General features: G+C 59.9%; 15 protein-coding genes and 2 pseudogenes. 10 read left to right on the top strand and 7 right to left on the bottom strand.

Features of this window, described 5'->3' with window-relative positions:
- Nucleotides 1-12 precede the first annotated feature (12 nt).
- Nucleotides 13-798: pseudogene (xth, locus tag AC04MD_RS04830) on the top strand (exodeoxyribonuclease III); the annotation flags it as partial.
- Between the two features lie 16 nt (nucleotides 799-814).
- Here xth and AC04MD_RS04835 read toward each other — a convergent pair.
- Complete coding sequence (locus AC04MD_RS04835) at nucleotides 815-1,372, bottom strand: cysteine hydrolase family protein (protein ID WP_475496199.1); 558 nt, start codon at nucleotides 1,370-1,372, stop codon at nucleotides 815-817.
- Between the two features lie 9 nt (nucleotides 1,373-1,381).
- The gene (locus AC04MD_RS04840) at nucleotides 1,382-2,041 is read right to left on the bottom strand and encodes a DUF6766 family protein (protein WP_475496952.1); all 660 of its coding nucleotides are present in this window, start codon (nucleotides 2,039-2,041) and stop codon (nucleotides 1,382-1,384) included.
- A gap of 129 nt (nucleotides 2,042-2,170) precedes the next feature.
- On the opposite strand from AC04MD_RS04840, the gene AC04MD_RS04845 reads away from it, so the two are divergent.
- From AC04MD_RS04845 to AC04MD_RS04865, 5 genes and pseudogenes are all read left to right on the top strand, one after another.
- Entirely contained in the window at nucleotides 2,171-2,779 is a 609-nt protein-coding gene (locus AC04MD_RS04845; protein ID WP_475496200.1) for a hypothetical protein, read from the top strand.
- 445 nt (nucleotides 2,780-3,224) lie between these two features.
- Nucleotides 3,225-4,769, top strand: a pseudogene (locus AC04MD_RS04850) (catalase); the annotation flags it as partial.
- Nucleotides 4,746-5,270: a DJ-1/PfpI family protein gene (locus tag AC04MD_RS04855; protein WP_475496953.1), complete on the top strand. Its 525-nt coding sequence runs from the start codon at nucleotides 4,746-4,748 to the stop codon at nucleotides 5,268-5,270. The pseudogene AC04MD_RS04850 and the gene AC04MD_RS04855, both read left to right, overlap by 24 nt.
- Nucleotides 5,271-5,276: 6 nt before the next feature.
- Nucleotides 5,277-6,047, top strand: a complete 771-nt coding sequence (locus AC04MD_RS04860; protein ID WP_475496201.1) for a DUF72 domain-containing protein — start codon at nucleotides 5,277-5,279, stop codon at nucleotides 6,045-6,047.
- Nucleotides 6,047-6,778 carry a DNA-formamidopyrimidine glycosylase family protein gene (locus AC04MD_RS04865; protein WP_475496202.1) on the top strand — a complete coding sequence of 244 codons (732 nt, stop codon included), beginning with the start codon at nucleotides 6,047-6,049 and terminating at the stop codon, nucleotides 6,776-6,778. Before AC04MD_RS04860 ends, AC04MD_RS04865 begins: the two co-directional genes overlap by 1 nt.
- 108 nt (nucleotides 6,779-6,886) lie before the next feature.
- Here the strand turns inward: AC04MD_RS04865 and AC04MD_RS04870 are convergent, their stop codons facing one another.
- The 5 genes from AC04MD_RS04870 to AC04MD_RS04890 form a co-directional block, all read right to left on the bottom strand.
- Entirely contained in the window at nucleotides 6,887-8,050 is a 1,164-nt protein-coding gene (locus tag AC04MD_RS04870) for a zinc-dependent alcohol dehydrogenase (protein ID WP_475496203.1), read from the bottom strand.
- A 9-nt stretch (nucleotides 8,051-8,059) separates the two neighbouring features.
- Nucleotides 8,060-8,581, bottom strand: a complete 522-nt coding sequence (locus AC04MD_RS04875) for a hemerythrin domain-containing protein (protein ID WP_475496204.1) — start codon at nucleotides 8,579-8,581, stop codon at nucleotides 8,060-8,062.
- 95 nt (nucleotides 8,582-8,676) lie between these two features.
- A complete protein-coding gene (locus AC04MD_RS04880; protein ID WP_475496205.1) occupies nucleotides 8,677-8,991 on the bottom strand; it encodes a hypothetical protein in 315 nt (104 codons plus the stop codon).
- A 195-nt stretch (nucleotides 8,992-9,186) separates the two neighbouring features.
- Entirely contained in the window at nucleotides 9,187-9,531 is a 345-nt protein-coding gene (locus AC04MD_RS04885) for a response regulator (protein WP_475496206.1), read from the bottom strand.
- Nucleotides 9,524-10,687 (bottom strand): two-component system sensor histidine kinase NtrB, encoded by a 1,164-nt coding sequence (locus AC04MD_RS04890; RefSeq protein ID WP_475496207.1) that lies wholly within the window; start codon nucleotides 10,685-10,687, stop codon nucleotides 9,524-9,526. Before AC04MD_RS04890 ends, AC04MD_RS04885 begins: the two co-directional genes overlap by 8 nt.
- 113 nt (nucleotides 10,688-10,800) lie before the next feature.
- Between AC04MD_RS04890 and AC04MD_RS04895 the strand changes: the two genes are divergently transcribed.
- The 4 genes from AC04MD_RS04895 to ligD all read left to right on the top strand — a co-directional run bounded on the left by AC04MD_RS04895 (nucleotide 10,801) and on the right by ligD (nucleotide 15,896).
- Nucleotides 10,801-11,913: a sensor histidine kinase gene (locus AC04MD_RS04895; protein ID WP_475496208.1), complete on the top strand. Its 1,113-nt coding sequence runs from the start codon at nucleotides 10,801-10,803 to the stop codon at nucleotides 11,911-11,913.
- Between the two features lie 288 nt (nucleotides 11,914-12,201).
- Nucleotides 12,202-13,119, top strand: coding sequence for a non-homologous end joining protein Ku (ku, locus tag AC04MD_RS04900; protein ID WP_475496209.1), 918 nt, complete (start codon nucleotides 12,202-12,204; stop codon nucleotides 13,117-13,119).
- A 26-nt stretch (nucleotides 13,120-13,145) separates the two neighbouring features.
- Entirely contained in the window at nucleotides 13,146-13,322 is a 177-nt protein-coding gene (locus AC04MD_RS04905; protein WP_475496210.1) for a DUF3606 domain-containing protein, read from the top strand.
- A 9-nt stretch (nucleotides 13,323-13,331) separates the two neighbouring features.
- Complete coding sequence (gene ligD / locus AC04MD_RS04910) at nucleotides 13,332-15,896, top strand: DNA ligase D (RefSeq protein WP_475496211.1); 2,565 nt, start codon at nucleotides 13,332-13,334, stop codon at nucleotides 15,894-15,896.
- Nucleotides 15,897-15,927: the final 31 nt, after the last annotated feature.

Below are 15,927 nucleotides of genomic sequence, written 5' to 3' on the forward strand. Positions count from 1 at the left end.
TCGAACATCCCTATGGCACGCAACAAGACGCTCAAGATCGCCACCTTCAACGTCAATGGGGTCAACACCCGTTTGGCGCACCTGCTGGGGTGGTTGGAGAAAGAGCAGCCGGACATCGTGGGGCTGCAGGAGCTCAAGGCGCTGGACGGTGCTTTTCCGGAAGACGCCATCCGGGAAGCGGGGTATGGCGCCATCTGGCAGGGTCAGAGGTCCTGGAATGGGGTCGCGTTGTTGGCCAAGGGCCAGGAGCCGGTGGAGAGCCGGCGGGGCTTGCCTTGGGATCCCAAGGACGAGCAGAGCCGCTACATCGAGGCGGCCGTCCACGGCATCGTCGTGGGTTGCCTATACCTACCCAACGGCAATCCCCAGCCGGGTCCGAAGTTCGACTACAAGCTCAAATGGATGGCACGCCTACAGCGCCACGCCAAGACGTTGGTGGATCTGCCCCATCCGGTAGCCCTCATCGGTGACTTCAACGTCGTGCCCACCGACGAGGACATCTACGATCCCAAAGGGTGGCGGCGGGATGCCCTCTTGCAGCCCGAATCCAGAGAAGCGTTTTTCAAGCTGCTGGAGCAAGGGTGGACCGACAGCCTGCTGACGATTCACGGGTCGAACAGCGGGGTCTACACCTTCTGGGACTATTTCCGCCAACACGCGGAGCGCGACCGAGGCTTGCGCATCGACCACTTGCTGCTCAATCCCTTGCTCGCCACGCGGCTGAAGGGTGCGGGCGTGGATCGATGGGTTCGGCTGCAAGAGAAGGCGAGTGACCACGCACCGACGTGGATCCAGGTAGTCACCTGAAGAAACTCTACTGCTCAGCAGCCAGGCTGCGGAGGACGGTCTTGGCCCCTCTGGTGTCTAGGCTCATCGACTCGCGCATCAGTGCCAAGGCGCGGGAGGATCGGGCAGGGGTCTGGGCGGCAACGCAATCCTGAGGAACCCGCACCTTGTATCCCCGCATGTGGGCGTCCTGCACGGTGGCCAGGACGCACGAGTCGGTGGCCACACCGGTGATCACAAGCTCCTGGAGCTCCAAGTCCGACAGAATCGCAGGCAGGGTCGTGCAGAGGAAGGCCGAATGCATCGGCTTGAGCACGTAGTATTCCGCCGGCTTGGGCTCCAGCACTGCAGCAATCTCGCTTGACGGGCCGGGAAGCTGGCGGCACTTCGCCACCAGGTCGGTGAACTCCTGGTTCCAGTCCATGAAGTTGTCGTTGGCAAACAGCACCGGCCAGTTGCGGTCGGCAAAGGCTTGGCGAAGGGTGGCAATAGGGCCGCACGCTTTGAGCGCCTGGACGGCCAGTTGGTCGCCCCCTTCGAAGTCGAAGAGGTTGATCATGTCGATGATGAGAAGCGCAGGGCGCATATATCCGCCTTACGTCCCGGTCTGACTATGAGGTGCTTCGACCGGCTTGGACTGCGGCGAATCTTTCTGGCGCAGAAAGATGGTCAGCAAGACAAGTGCCGCCACGGCGAGGAACTCGCTTTGCCAGTTCTGAAAGGACTCGAACCAGAACTGGGCGCTAGCCAGGTGATCCCAAAGTTCAACAGGAGGTTTCCCGTCGAGCTGACGCTGGACGCTTTCGTGGCGCCAACTGCCATCCAAATGCAGTGCGAACGAGAGAACGAAGAGGACACCAAACGCAATGGCCAGAGAATGCTCGTAGAGCTTCAACCAGATTCCGCCGACCCGCACAGGCCAGGGGGTGGGGCCGCCTTCAATGCGATCCTCTTCTTGCGAGGGATCCAAGGGGCGCGACTCTGCCGAGCCCTTTTGCCGAAGAGACACGCTCAGCAACACATACATGCCCATCTGAAGAAACTCGCTCTCCCAGTTTTCAAACGTGGTAGACACGAAGTGGCCGCTGGCAAGGTATTCCAGCAGGCTAAGTTTTGGTGCGCCGAGGTCGGAGAGTTCCTCGTTGTAGACAACGTGTCCCGTCAGGATTTGTCCGAGCCACGTTCCGAGCATCAAAAGCAGCACAACGATCGACAATCCGTTGCGCTTCCAGAACGTGGCATTGCTCTTGTGCATATTGCTCCCCAGTTGCTCGCAGGGTGGACGCGAAGAAGTGTTGACGAAGTGAAAGTTTGTTTCACGTTGCGTTGCCGCCATGGCGCCCACGATGCGCTCCCTAGTTCACCCCAGCTAACGGAGTCAGTCATGGCAAGCAAGGGTTACGATCAGAGCGGCGTGAAGGAATTGCTCCTTCAGTCGCTGGAAACCGAGCGCGGCGGCATCAAGATCTACACGGCCGCCATCAGTGCGGCGGTCAATGAAGACCTGCGCGAGGAATGGCAGGAATACCTGGAAGAAACCCAGCATCACGAGGAAGTCCTCACCCGCGTATTCAGCGAGCTCGGAATGGATACCGAGGAGATGAGCCCGGGCCGTGAAGTCTGTGCGCACAACGGCGCTTCCCTTGTCGCGGCCATCGAGCTGGCAAAGGCGAACGCGGATCCCGCGGCAGCAGAGCTGGTGGCGTGTGAGTGCGTTGTTCTGGCCGAGACCAAGGATCACTCCAATTGGGAGTTGATCGGAAAGGTCGCCGAATCAGCGGATGACAAGGTGGCGGAGGTCCTGAAAGCCGCCTACGACGAGGTGGAGGAGGACGAGGATCACCACCTCTACCACACCAAGGGATGGTGCCGGGAGCTGTGGATCCAGAGCCTGGGGATGCCAGCCGTGCTGCCCCCGCCCGAGGAAGTAAAGAAAGTTGAAACCGCCATCGGCGCGGCACGGGCCGAGCAAGCCCGCGAAGACATGTTGTGAGCAAAGCCCGCCTTATGGCGGGCTTTTACCATCTTCTCGCACTCCCCAGTCGCCTGAGGTGATTGGGGTTTTGCCATTCAGACAGGAAAACAGCCGCATGGCGACGTCACGCAAGAATTCCCCAAAAGACAAGAAGAGCGTGGCAAGTGCCTCTGCTGCTCGCAACTCTGACAGTTCCGCGTCCAAGGCCCCACCGCAAGGGTCGAACGACTTGGCGGCAGAGCAGAGCGCGGAAGTGGAGGCCACGGCTGCCGCCATGCCGTTTAACGAGAACAAGGCGGCTGAGCATGGGCGTGAATCGGCGCTGGATCCACCCGAGGGCACCCAAATCGTTCCGCCGTCCTCGTTGGTGACGGCCAGCACCCTGGCGGAGACCAATACGTCGGAAAAGCTGGGCACCCGTGCCGAGGAGGGTGCGAATCCAACGGTCGGTTCCCTCGATCGCGTGCGTGTGGACAGCAGTGGCCAACGCCTGACAACCAACCAGGGTGTGCCGATCGCCGACAACCAGAACTCGCTCAAGGCAGGCCTGCGTGGCCCCGCCTTGCTGAAAGACTTCATCCTGCGCGAGAAAATCACGCATTTCGACCACGAACGGATTCCTGAGCGGATCGTGCACGCGCGGGGCTCGGGCGCGCACGGTTTCTTCGAGAGCTATAAGAACCAGCGGAAGCTGACGCGCGCGGCGCCGTTCCAGGAGGCAGGCAAGATCACGCCCGTCTTCGTGCGGTTCTCCACGGTCGCGGGAGAGCGGGGCAGTAAGGACACCGCGCGCGACGTGCGCGGGTTTGCTGTGAAGTTCTACACCGACGAGGGCAACTGGGACCTGGTGGGCAACAACATGCCCGTGTTCTTCATCCAGGACGCGATGAAGTTTCCCGACCTGGTGCATGCGGTCAAGCCCGAGCCGCACCACCAGATGCCGCAGGCCGCCTCGGCCCACGACACCTTCTGGGACTTCGTGTCGCTGATGCCCGAGTCCACCCACATGCTGATGTGGCTGATGTCCGACCGCGCCATTCCGCGCAGTTACCGGATGATGCAAGGCTTCGGTGTTCACACCTTCCGCTTCGTCAACGACCAAGGCCAGTCGTCTTTCGTGAAGTTCCACTGGACACCTCTTCAGGGCACCCACGCTCTGCTCTGGGACGAAGCCGTGAAGATTTCCGGTTGCGACCCGGACTACCACCGCCGCGACCTCTGGGAGGCCATCGAGGCGGGCGCTTACCCGGAGTGGGAATTGGGCGTGCAGATTTTCTCGGAAGAAGATGCTGAGCGGTTCTCGTTCGACATCCTGGACGCGACGAAGATCATCCCCGAAGAACTCGTGGCCATTACCCCCTTGGGTCGGATGGTGCTCAACCGCAATCCCGACAACTTCTTCGCCGAAACGGAGCAGGTGGCGTTTTGCACGGCACACGTCGTCCCAGGCATCGACTTCACAAATGACCCCCTGCTGGCCGGGCGGATCCATTCCTACGTCGATACGCAGCTCTCTCGCCTGGGTGGACCGAATTTCCACGAGATCCCGATCAACGCCCCCATAGCGCCGGTCCACAACAACCAGCGCGACGGGTTGCATCGCCAGGCCATTCACCGCGGCAAGGTCTCCTACGAGCCGAACTCGTTGGGGGGCGGCTGTCCCTTCCAGGCCGGGGCTGCCGGTTTCGTCTCGTTCCCCGAACCGGTAGAGCAGGACGAGGTGCGCGGCAAGCCCGAGAAGTTTGCCGAGCACTTCAATCAGGCCGCCCTGTTCTTCAACAGCCAGACACCTGTGGAGCAAGCCCACATCGCGGCCGCGTTCCGCTTCGAGCTTTCCAAGCTGACGGTGCCGGCCATTCGCCAGCGCGTGGTGTCCATGCTTCGCAACGCCTCAGAAGAGCTGGCGGCGCAGGTGGCCGAAGGACTAGGCATGCCGCTCCCGGATGCCATGCCCCGGGCGCTGCCGAAGCCGCCCAAGGCAGAGGTGGACATTTCCCAGCCGTTGTCGATGTTTGCCCACCCAGGGAAGGCAGGCGTGGCAACGCGAAAAGTCGCCATCTTCGTGGGCGACGGTGTTGACGGCGAGCAGGTTGCGGAAGCCCAACAGGCATTGCTGGACGCCGGAGCCGTCGGCCGTCTGGTAGGACCACGCGTGGGAATCTTTACCGCAGCCGATGGCAGTGAGATCGATGCGGACGCGTCCTTCGAGAACGAGCCCGCCGTCCTTTTCGATGGGGTGATCCTTCCTGATGGGGAGGGCACGGCAAAGGGATGGGCGCGAGACGGGCGCGCTGCCGAGTTCGTGAAGGATCAGTTTCGCCACCTCAAGACCATTCTGGCCTTGGGCGAGGCGGTCGCTTTCGTGGAGGGTGCCGGCGTGTTGAGGGATGAGGCCGATCCCGGACTGCTGCTGCAGAGTGAGCCAGAGGACAGTGCGATCGGTCAGTTCCTGGAGGCCTTGGCTCTGCATAAGCACTTTGGGCGGGAAACCGATCCGCCCCTGTTATGAAGCCGAATGGCGGCTTCCATGACCGCGGCTAGGACTCGCCTGCGGATTGGGTGCGCAGGGTGGAGCATTCCTGCCCCCCAGCGCGGTCTCTTCGGTGAAGGTGAGACCGCGCTGGAGCGCTATGCAACGCTGTTCGATGCAGCTGAAATCAATTCCTCGTTCTATCGTCCCCATCAGGCCAAGACCTACGATCGCTGGGCGCAGGCGGTCCCTCGCCATATTCAGTTCTCTGTAAAGATACCGAAATCCATCAGCCACGAAGCGCGGCTGCAAGGCTGCGGCGAACTCTTGGATCAATTCATTGGTGAAGTTGAGGGGCTTGGTAGCAAACTCGGAGCTCTCCTTGTGCAGTTGCCGCCCTCACTGGGGTTCGATGCACGAGTGGCGTCCACGTTCTTTGCCATGGTCCGTAGACGAACGTCAGCGCAGATTGTCTGTGAGCCACGCCATCGCACCTGGTTTGAAGCCAACGCTGAGCTTGCTCTCAAGCGATACGAGATCAGTCGAGCCGGTGCGGACCCTGCGATCACTGACGAAGCCGCCACACCAGGTCCCTTTGGGCGACTCCGCTACTGGAGGTGGCATGGATCGCCTCGGATGTATTACAGCAGTTACAGCGAAGAGGCATTGGCGGCATTGGCCGATCAAGTTCGCGGCCAACTTTCAAAGCGGGTATCGGCATGGGTCATCTTCGATAACACGGCCCACGGGTATGCTACTGCCAATGCGGCACGCTTGAAAACGCTGTTGTCAGCCGATCTAAAGGGTGAGCCCTGATGCCGGAAGGTCCTTCCATCCTTATTCTCCGTCAGGAGGCTGCACGATTTAGAGGTAAGACGGTGCGTTCAGTGAGTGGGAACAGCACCCTGGATATTGAGCGCATGCAGGGCAGGCGGATTGTCTCTGTGCGCAGTTGGGGCAAGCATTTCTTGCTTGAGTTCTCCGGCTTTAGCCTGCGTATTCATCTGATGATGTTCGGTTCCTACAGAATCGATGAAAAGAAAGCAGGCGCAAAACCACGGCTGTCCCTTCGCTTTGATAAGGGTGAGATCAATTTCTACACGTGTTCCTTGAAATACATCGAAGGTCCGCTCGAGGAGGCCTACGATTGGAGCTGCGATGTGCTGTCCGATCAATGGAGTTCAAGGAAGGCTAGAGCCAAGTTGAAAGAGATCCCCGATACGCTGGTATGCGATGCCCTGTTAGATCAAAACATCTTTGCTGGCGTGGGCAACATCATCAAGAACGAAGTGCTGTATCGCATCCGGGTCCAGCCAGCCAGCCTGGTGGGGGACCTGCCTCCCCGGAAATTGGGCGAGATGATCAAGCAGGCGCGCCAATACAGTTTCGATTTCCTCGAGTGGAAGAAGGCCTTCGTCCTGAAGAAGCACTGGTTGGTGCACACCAAACGGGTTTGCCCTAGTTGTGGTCAGCTCTTGACCAAAGCCTATCTGGGCAAGACGCAGCGGCGAAGCTTCTTCTGTGAGCGCTGCCAGGTTCTCTACTAGCTCAACCCGAAAACACGATACGTATGGGTAAGAGAACACCCCCGAGACGTGGTCGACGGGGGTGTTTGGCGGATCCCTTCTTTCGGTAAACCCTTTTGCCCATGTCCGCTATGGGGTTAAGACAACCTTCCTGCAGTCGTCCTCTGCCTTATCGAACGTAGCGTAGCCTTCGGCGGCGTCTGCCAAGCTCATCCGATGCGAGATGATGATCTCCGGTTTGATGAGGCCGTTGCCTACGTGTTCCAGCAGCTCAGGCATGAGCGCCTGGGCATGGGTCTGGCCCATCTTGAAGGTTAGGCCCTTGTCGAAGGCGTCCCCAAACATGAACGCATGGATGAAGCCTGCATAGACGCCTGGCACGCTTACCGTGCCGCATCGGCGGGTGGCAGCAATGCACTGGCGCAGAGCGGCACCGCTGCTGCTCTCGATCTTGAGGTTGGTCAGGATGGTTTCCGTGGTGCTGCCTTTAGCTTCGAAGCCTACGGCGTCCACGGTGGCATCCACGCCACGACCGTTTGTCTGCTGCATGATCAGCTCAGCGGGGTCATCGACGTCTTTCATATTGATGGGGATGACGCCATACGCTTGAACGGCGAAGTCGAGCCGATACTGCAACTCATCCACCATGAAGATCTGCTCGGTGCCGAGCATGCGGGCGCACGCCGCCGACATCAGGCCCACGGGTCCGGCGCCGAAGATGGCCAAGGAGGAGCCCTTCCCGATGCCGGCGTTGAGCACGGCTTGGTAGCCCGTTGGCAGGATGTCGGAAAGGAACAGGACTTGCTCGTCTGAAAGAGCATCGGGAATACGGAGCGGGCCGACGTTGGCGTTGGGGACGCGAACGAATTCCGCTTGGCCGCCTGGCACACCCCCGTAGAGGTGCGTATAGCCGAAGAGGGCCGCCGGGGGCTTGATCCCCTTCTGGTTGAGCGCCGCCCCCTTGCCCGTGTTGGTAGTCTCGCAGGCTGAATACTCATCGAGCAGGCAGTGGAAGCACTTGCCACAGGCAATCACGAAGGGAATGACCACGCGATCGCTAACGGCCACTTCAGTGACCCCACTGCCGACCTCCTCAACCACTCCCATGAATTCGTGCCCGAGAATGTCGCCGTCCTTCAGGGCTGGCATCTTGCCGCGGTAGAGGTGAAGGTCTGAGCCGCATATGGCGGTGGCGGTGACCCGCAGAATGATGTCATCGTTCTGAACGAGAGTCGGATCGGGCACTTCTTCAACGCGCACGTCGTGCGAGCCGTGGTAGGTCAACGCTTTCATGGGGATTCCTTAGGGGATGATTTTCTTGATGACGGCCTTGAGGCCCGTCTTGATCTCGGCGTGGGTGGTTACGGCAGTTGAGGCGGCAGACGCCTTCCACTGCTCATACTGGACGTCCAGCTCCGCGCGCTCCTTGGGCGTAAACAGCTTGCGGGCCATCTTGAACATGGTGGTTTCTTCTTCGGTCGCATGATGGTCAACCATCTCGCCCAGCACTTTGGCTGCACCGGCGAACCGCGGTGACTCCACATCGCTTGCCTTGACCTCGGGCAGCACCGTCAGCTCGACTGCCTGATGTTCTATGACGGCTTCAGCATGTGTCTTGAGGCCGTCTCGATCCGCGCGCTCCTTGAAAGCCGGATAGAAGTGGAGCTCCTCCCATTTGGCATGGGGGATGAGCGCGGCTTCAATATCCTTGAGAAGCTGTTCGCGCTTTTTCTTTGCACGATCAGTGGTGTCTTCCATCTGTGAAAACAGGTTTCGAAGCGTGTCGTGTTCGGATTGGAGGGTTGCGAGAATGTCGCGTTGCATGAGTGGCTCTCCGTGGGATGGCTAACTCTCTTCATACTCCAGTTGCGTCAACACACCGTGAGGTTGCTTGTAGCGTTGAAAGTACTTGTCAACTGTCACTCTGTGATCACGACGTGGGGCGTAGCGTCGGCTTTACGACAAGCGGTCGTAGATATTCGGAGTGGGAAATGGGCAACAATCAAAATCAGAACGAGCAGGGCCAAGGCCAGAATCGCGACCAGCAGAATCAGCAAGGTCAGCAGGGTCAGCAGGGTCAGCAGGGTCAGCAGGGTCAGCAGGGTCAGGGCGGCCAGGGCGGCCAGGGCGGCCAGAACCGTGATCAGGAAAACAATGATCAGCAGGGCGGCCAGAAACGCGACCAGAACCAGCAGGGTGGCCAGGGCGGCCAGAACCGTGACCAGGAACAGCAAGGCGGTCAGGGTCAGCAGCGTGGTCAGAACGATCAGCAGAATCAGAATCGCTAACAGCGCTCTCTACTGCTAAGGAAGAGTGCCCCGCTGAGACGGGGCATTTTCTCGGGCGAGTTGAATTCCAATTGCGCCGACTTTGCGATGCCTAGGCGTTTGATAGTTCTCGCTAGGTTAGCAATCCTTATCAAGAAGATCTTATGTCTGCAGCAACTCAACCAGTTGCTTAACCCGATAAGGTTTCGGCAGAAAGAGCGTGTTGCCGGGCAAGGGGGAGAAGTGCGACAGAGGATGTCCCGATGTCAGTATGACCCGCACGTTGGGGTGACTTTCCACAACCTCGTGGGCGACATCTATGCCAGAAACGTTGCCAGGCATGGCAATGTCCGAGATGACGAAATCGAACGAATCATCATGGTTCAGGATCTCAATGGCCTGCACGCCTGTCTGGGCTTCGGTCACGGCAATGCCATGGGCATCCAGTGTTTCGGACACCAATGACAAAAGGTCGGCCTCGTCCTCGACCAAGAGAACCCTAGTCATGGTGTTCGTTCCTGATCGGAAGGCAGATGAACACGGACGTGCCCTGTCCGGGCGTGCTCTTGAGCGAGGCGTGCCCGCCGGATTGGTTTGCGAACCCGAATATCTGGCTCAGGCCAAGGCCGCTGCCCTTTCCGATCTCTTTGGTTGTGAAAAAGGGTTCGAAGACCCGTTCTTGAATGTCCAAAGGAATGCCAGATCCATTGTCGGTGACGCACACGCACACCATTGCTTTGCCCATGTCGCTTGAGTCTGCAGGGTCCACCACATCTTGTAGACAGGTTGTGATCGAAATCTCTCCTCCATTGGTCATGGCATCACGACTGTTGACCACCGCGTTGAGGAGTGCTGCTTCGAACTGGGGTTTGTCCACTTCAACTTCAGGGAGATCGGGTGACAGCGCTAGATTCAATTCAATGTTCTCGGTGCAACTTCGCCTCATCAATTCCTGAAGATCCCTAATGGATTGATTGACGTCCATGGGCTTGGGCACCAAGTTCTGACCTCGGCCGAACGTCAGCAGCTGGCGTGTCAGGAGGGAACCCCGCTCTGCGGCCCGTAGCGCTGCTTCGACGTTGCGGGTTACGCGCGGGTCATCCGTTACCCGAATGGCAATGAGGTCCAGAGCGTTGATGACCACTGCAAGCAGGTTGTTGAAGTCATGGGCTAACCCTAAGGTCAGCTTGCCCACGGCCTCCAACTTTTGGGCCTGAAGAAGGGACGCTTGGGCATCCTCCAGCTGCCGTTGGGAATCCTGACGTTCGGTGATGTCCCGCGTAACTTTCGCGTAGCCGATCAACTCTCCATCGGACCAGATGGGATCGATGACCACGCTGGCGAAGAAGCGGGTTCCATCCTTACGGATGCGCCAACCTTCGGAGGAGAACCTTCCCATCTCTTTGGCGGTGTCCAAGCCCCGCTGCGGCGCGCCTGCAGCCACGTCTTCGGCTGTGTAGAACCGTGAGAAGTGAGAGCCCACTATCTCCTCTCGGCTGTATCCCTTGATGCGTTCACCGCCCGGATTCCACGTTTTGATGTAGCCCTGTGGATCCAGCATGTAGATCGCGTAATCGGTGACCCCGTTCAGCAACAGCTGAAATTGCCGAGCCTCATCCACGAAATCACGGTCTTCTATCCTGTCTTTGTCGCCCAAATTCATGACTTGCCCCCCACTCCAAACCGCAACCTATAGACAGCAACGTGAACGGGGTGTCCAATCAGCTGTATATGAACGGCTTGCGCCGTTTTGCTGACTGCGGTTGGAGAGGTGGAATGAGACTTGCGGATTTCATACTTGAAAACGCGGATCGAATCGTCCGGTTCGCTGTAGAGTTCGCGCTCAAGCAAAGCCCTAAAGGCGCTCAATTGGATGTTGTCGCTCTCCGCAACGACATCCCCGACATTTTAAATGCCATTGTGCGTGACTTGCGCACTGAGCAAAGCGGGGCCGAGCAGCTTGTAAAGTCGGAAGGACGAGCTCGTCCCCAACAGGGTGGGGACACGCCAGCCACGACCCATGGAAGAAGCCGGGCCAACGATGGGTTCGGAGTTAATCGGATGGTTGCTGAGTATCGGGCTCTGAGGGCAAGCATCCTCCGCCTTTGGGCAGAGGAACGGCCGCTTGACGCTGATTCACTTCAAGACATGATCCGGTTCAATGAGGCGATCGACCAGGCGGTGGCGGAGTCGTTGGCGGAGTTCAGCCGCACGGTGGATCAGTGGCGAAGCGTATTTCTCGGTGCGCTTGGGCATGATTTAAGAGGTCCGCTCAGTGCGGTGGTATGCACGGCGGAGATGCTGCTCGACAAGACGAGAGGAACCCCGTCAGAGCGGCAAGTGGAACGCATCCTCAGCGGAGGCGTGCAACTGGGAAATTTGGTCGATGGGTTGTTGGATTACAGCAAGAGCTCACTGGGCGGATCGATGGTCCTGCATCCCGGTGACTGCGACCTTGGGGAGGCCCTTACCGATGAAGTGGAGCTTCTCCGGGCGGCCCTACCCGGTTCCGATATTCGCTTGCACACCGCCGGCGAGTTGAGAGGAAGCTTCGATTGCGCCCGCATCCGGGAAGCCATGCACAATTTGGTGACCAATGCCGCCAAGTATGGGGACGAGGCCACGACCATCGGGGTATCCGTGGTCGGAGAGGGCGACAAAATTCTGCTTTCCGTATCCAACGCGGGTGAGCCCCTTAGGGCTGATGCGCTGAACGCGCTGTTTGACCCCCTGCGTCGCGGCTCGCAGGCAGCCCACCAAGGTGAGCACACGAGCTTGGGGCTGGGCCTGTTCATCGTCCGGGAAATCGCCATCGCTCACGGTGGGGGCGTGACGGCCAGCTCTGCCGACGGCTATACGACGTTCGTGATCTCCCTGCCGAAGGTTTAATCCAAGGCCAGCCCCCTGAGGCCGAAAGGGAAGAAATCTGACAGCCTATTCCTGTCTGCACCGATAACCCCGTAGTGGTGGCAAGTCGATCATGTGCTCGCCGTCCTGGCCACTACACCCGGCAACGGGGGGCGGGGCGAAAATCCTCACTCAAGCGCAGACGACCGAAGCCCCCGCGAGGGGGCTTTGTCATATCGCCGCCAACTTACCGGCATCCGCGCGGCCGGGGCGACACCAATTTCACACGGCCGGACCTACAAGTGGTGCTCGCACACGTTGGAGCTTGCCATGGCCCGCCCAATCTGGACCGGATCGCTTTCGTTCGGTCTGCTCAACATTCCAGTGTCCCTCATGTCCGGCGAACGCCGAACGGACCTGAGCTTTCGCATGCTCGACTCCCGGGACAAGAAGCCCATTCGGTTCGAGCGGGTGAACGCGGACACCGGTGAGGAGGTGCCATGGAAGGACATCGTCAAGGCCTTTGAGTATGACAAGGGCAGCTACGTGGTCATCGAGAAAGAGGACATTGCGGCCGCTGCCCCTGAATCACATGAGTCGGTGGACGTGGAAACGTTCGTGGACGCTGCCAGCATCAACCTGCGCTACTTCGAGAAGCCCTACGTTCTGGTGCCCGGCAAGAAGGCCGAGAAGGGCTACGTGCTGCTGCGCGAGACCCTGAAGAAGTCAGGAAAGGTGGGTGTCGCCCGCGTAGTCATCCGCACGCGGGAATATATGTGCGCCGTCATGCCCGACGGGGACGCGCTGGTGCTGATTCTCCTGCGCTACCCCCAGGAGTTGGTCGAGTTCGATGAATACAAGCTGCCCGAGGGCAAGCCGGCGGACTACCGATTGGCGCCCAAGGAGCTTGAGATGGCCGAGCAGCTCATCGATTCGATGACGTCCGAATGGAACCCGGTCGACTACCACGACGAATTTCGCTCCCGTCTATCCGACATCATCAAGAAGCGCATTATGTCCGCCGGTGCGACCACGAAGTTTGAAGAACCCGAACCGCGCGAAGACGCTGCCACCAACGTCGTGGATTTCATGTCTTTGCTCCAGCAGAGCCTGGACACGAAGAAGCGCACGCCGGCCAAGGGCGCAGCAAAGAAAGCCGACGCCAAGTCTCCCGCGAAGGCGACGAAGGCGCCCGCCAAGAAGGCGAGCAAGGCGTCAAAAAAGTTGTCAACTCGCAAGGCCTCGTGAATTTCAGAACAGTAAGGAGTAGCGCCATGTCTGACGACAAGAGCAAAACGGGTTCCCCCGACCGTGATCGCATCAATCTAAGCGAAGACTATGAAATTCAGTATTGGACCAGGGAGCTGGGCGTCTCGGAGAGGGAGTTGCGTGCGGCCGTTGATGCCGTTGGCAACACGTCCAGAGCGGTTCGTGACCACTTGGGCAAGTAGCCCTGTGCCATGAGCCTGACCGACTACCGCCGTAAGCGCAGCTTCGATAAGACGCGCGAACCCGAACCAGGCAAGGCGGTCCCGAAAGGTCAGCGGGCGATCTTCGTAGTCCAGCTCCACCACGCCAGCCGGCGTCACTACGACTTCCGGTTACAGGTGGGCGACGCCCTCAAGAGCTGGGCAGTGCCCAAAGGGCCCAGCTACGACCCCAACGTGAAGCGTATGGCGGTCGAAGTGGAAGATCACCCCATCGATTACGCCACCTTCGAAGGGGAAATCCCCAAGGGGCAATACGGCGGTGGTCATGTGGCCCAGTTCGACAGTGGCGTGTGGGCCACCGACGGCGATCCAGAGGAGCAGCTCGTTAAAGGCCACCTGCGCTTTGAGCTGTTCGGCACGAAGCTCAAGGGCGGCTGGCATCTGGTGCGCTCAGGCAAACCCGCCAAGCAACCACAGTGGCTGCTGTTCAAAGACAAGGACGACTACGCCGGCACGCTGGAGGCCGACGATCTGCTCGCCGACGTGGCAGAGGCGCCGGCCGCGGATCTCAAGCGCGCGGGCTCCGGCAAGACGAACAAGAAGAAGCTGACGGCGGTCCCGGCGAAAAAGGGACGCAAGAAAGATTGGGCGAAGAAAGCCTCCGCTTTGCCCAAGGCCAAGAAGGGCGCCGCCCCCGCAGGGCCGTTCGAGCCCCAACTGGCCAAACTGGGCGAGTCGCCGCCCGAAGGCGAGCGGTGGATCCACGAGCTCAAGTGGGACGGCTACCGCATCCTGGCCACCATCGCCAAGGGCGAAGTGAGGTTGTGGTCGCGCAATGCGTTGGAATGGACAGCGAAGATTCCTGACATCCGCGACGCGGTTGCAGCGCTGGGCTTAGAGTCTGGGGCCCTGGACGGAGAGCTCATCGCCGGCAGCGGCACCAAGCAGGACTTCAACCTGCTCCAGTCCACACTTTCAGGCGAGCGCCAAGGCAAGCTCGCCTACGCGCTGTTCGACGTGCTTCACCTCAACGGTGTGGACGTCTCAAGCGCACCGCTCCTCGAACGCAAAGCGTTGCTCCAGGAACTTCTAGAGAACGCGCCTGCCCACCTGGCTTTCAGTTCCCACATCGAGGGCGACGGTGAGGCAGCTTTCAAACTTGCAGGACATCGCCACTTCGAGGGCATCATCTCAAAGCGTGCCGACGGTCCTTACCACGGTGGCCGAAGCGAGGACTGGAGGAAGACCAAGCAGCTTGCCAGTGACGAGTTCGCGGTGGTCGGCTATACCGCTCCGAAGGGCAGTCGGACTGGTTTCGGATCCCTGCTGCTGGCCAAGCCTGACACCGAGCATTGCTGGCGCTACGTCGGCCGGGTGGGCACGGGTTTTAACGATGAGCTGATGCGTGAAGTTACCCAGAAAGTGAGCAAGGGAGGAGGCAAGAAACCAACCGCGTTCGTGGGAACCACCGACACCGATTTGCGAACCGCCACCTGGTTCGCCCCGCGCTTCGTGGTTGAGGTCTTCTTTCGAGGCATCGGACGGCAAGACCTGTTGCGCCAGCCCTCCCTCAAGACCCTTCGTCCCGATAAGGACGTGTCCGATCTAACCGACAGCGATCGGGCAGAAAAGCCCGCCGAGGCACTGAGCATGGCCAAAGCCGCCAGGGCCAACAAGGCCACCAAGAAAAGCACAGAGAAAGGTAATAAAAACGCCACGGCCACCGATCTACCTAAGCTCTCCAGTCCGACGAAGATTCTGTTTCCCGACAGCCGCATCACCAAGCAGGACGTGTGGGACTACTACCTCGCGGTAGCTGACCACCTCTTGCCGGAAATCGCTGGCCGGCCGTTGTCCATCATCCGCTGCCCGGCGGGCATCGAGCGGCCATGCTTCTTCCAGAAACACCTGACCGCGGGACTGGAACGGGTGGACACCGTCAAGCTCAAGGAGGAATCGGGCGTCAATGCCGACTACCTGGTGGTGAAAGACCTGCCGGGGTTGATGGAGCTGGTGCAGTTCAACGCGCTGGAGTTTCACCCGTGGGGCTCGCTCGCCCAAGAACCCGATCGCGCTGACCGGGTGGTGTTCGACTTGGATCCCGGTGAGGGCGTGCCGTTCTCGGAGATCAGGAAGGCGGCGACGGACATCCGCAAGCTTCTGGAACAGCTGGAACTGGAATCGTTCCTGCGCGTGTCTGGCGGCAAGGGCCTCCACGTGGTGGTGCCCTTAAATCCGGGGTGCGATTGGGATCTTACCAAACGCTTCGCGCACGGTTTCGCCGACGCGCTGGCCCGTTCGGAGCCGGACCGCTTCCTATCCACCGCAACCAAGAGCAAACGCAACAAGCGGATCTTTGTGGACTACCTGCGCAACGGGCGGGGCGCCACCGCGGTGGCCTCCTACTCTATGCGGGGGCGCGCCGGTGCGCCAGTCGCCCTGCCTCTGGCCTGGAGCGAGCTATCTAAGCTAGATAAGGCGAATGCGTTCTCGATCAAGGACGTGCCCGCCAGACTGAAGCGCAGGCGGAAAGACCCATGGGAAGAAATCGGAAGAATCAAACAGAACCTCGCACGTTGGGCGCATAACGAATAGAGGGCAATGTCCGCTTCTGGCCGGAAGGGGA

It is taken from the genome of Pseudoxanthomonas sp. LjRoot206, from assembly GCF_056175725.1.

Excerpts from the sequence above, each read along its gene's own strand:
- AC04MD_RS04835 (WP_475496199.1), bottom strand. The coding sequence starts at position 1,372 with ATGCGCCCTGCGCTTCTCATCATCGACATGATCAACCTCTTCGACTTC.
- AC04MD_RS04840 (WP_475496952.1), bottom strand. The coding sequence starts at position 2,041 with ATGCACAAGAGCAATGCCACGTTCTGGAAGCGCAACGGATTGTCGATC.
- AC04MD_RS04845 (WP_475496200.1), top strand. The coding sequence starts at position 2,171 with ATGGCAAGCAAGGGTTACGATCAGAGCGGCGTGAAGGAATTGCTCCTT.
- AC04MD_RS04860 (WP_475496201.1), top strand. The coding sequence starts at position 5,277 with ATGGCGGCTTCCATGACCGCGGCTAGGACTCGCCTGCGGATTGGGTGC.
- AC04MD_RS04865 (WP_475496202.1), top strand. The coding sequence starts at position 6,047 with ATGCCGGAAGGTCCTTCCATCCTTATTCTCCGTCAGGAGGCTGCACGA.
- AC04MD_RS04870 (WP_475496203.1), bottom strand. The coding sequence starts at position 8,050 with ATGAAAGCGTTGACCTACCACGGCTCGCACGACGTGCGCGTTGAAGAA.
- AC04MD_RS04875 (WP_475496204.1), bottom strand. The coding sequence starts at position 8,581 with ATGCAACGCGACATTCTCGCAACCCTCCAATCCGAACACGACACGCTT.
- AC04MD_RS04885 (WP_475496206.1), bottom strand. The coding sequence starts at position 9,531 with ATGACTAGGGTTCTCTTGGTCGAGGACGAGGCCGACCTTTTGTCATTG.
- AC04MD_RS04890 (WP_475496207.1), bottom strand. The coding sequence starts at position 10,687 with ATGAATTTGGGCGACAAAGACAGGATAGAAGACCGTGATTTCGTGGAT.
- AC04MD_RS04895 (WP_475496208.1), top strand. The coding sequence starts at position 10,801 with ATGAGACTTGCGGATTTCATACTTGAAAACGCGGATCGAATCGTCCGG.
- ku (WP_475496209.1), top strand. The coding sequence starts at position 12,202 with ATGGCCCGCCCAATCTGGACCGGATCGCTTTCGTTCGGTCTGCTCAAC.
- AC04MD_RS04905 (WP_475496210.1), top strand. The coding sequence starts at position 13,146 with ATGTCTGACGACAAGAGCAAAACGGGTTCCCCCGACCGTGATCGCATC.
- ligD (WP_475496211.1), top strand. The coding sequence starts at position 13,332 with ATGAGCCTGACCGACTACCGCCGTAAGCGCAGCTTCGATAAGACGCGC.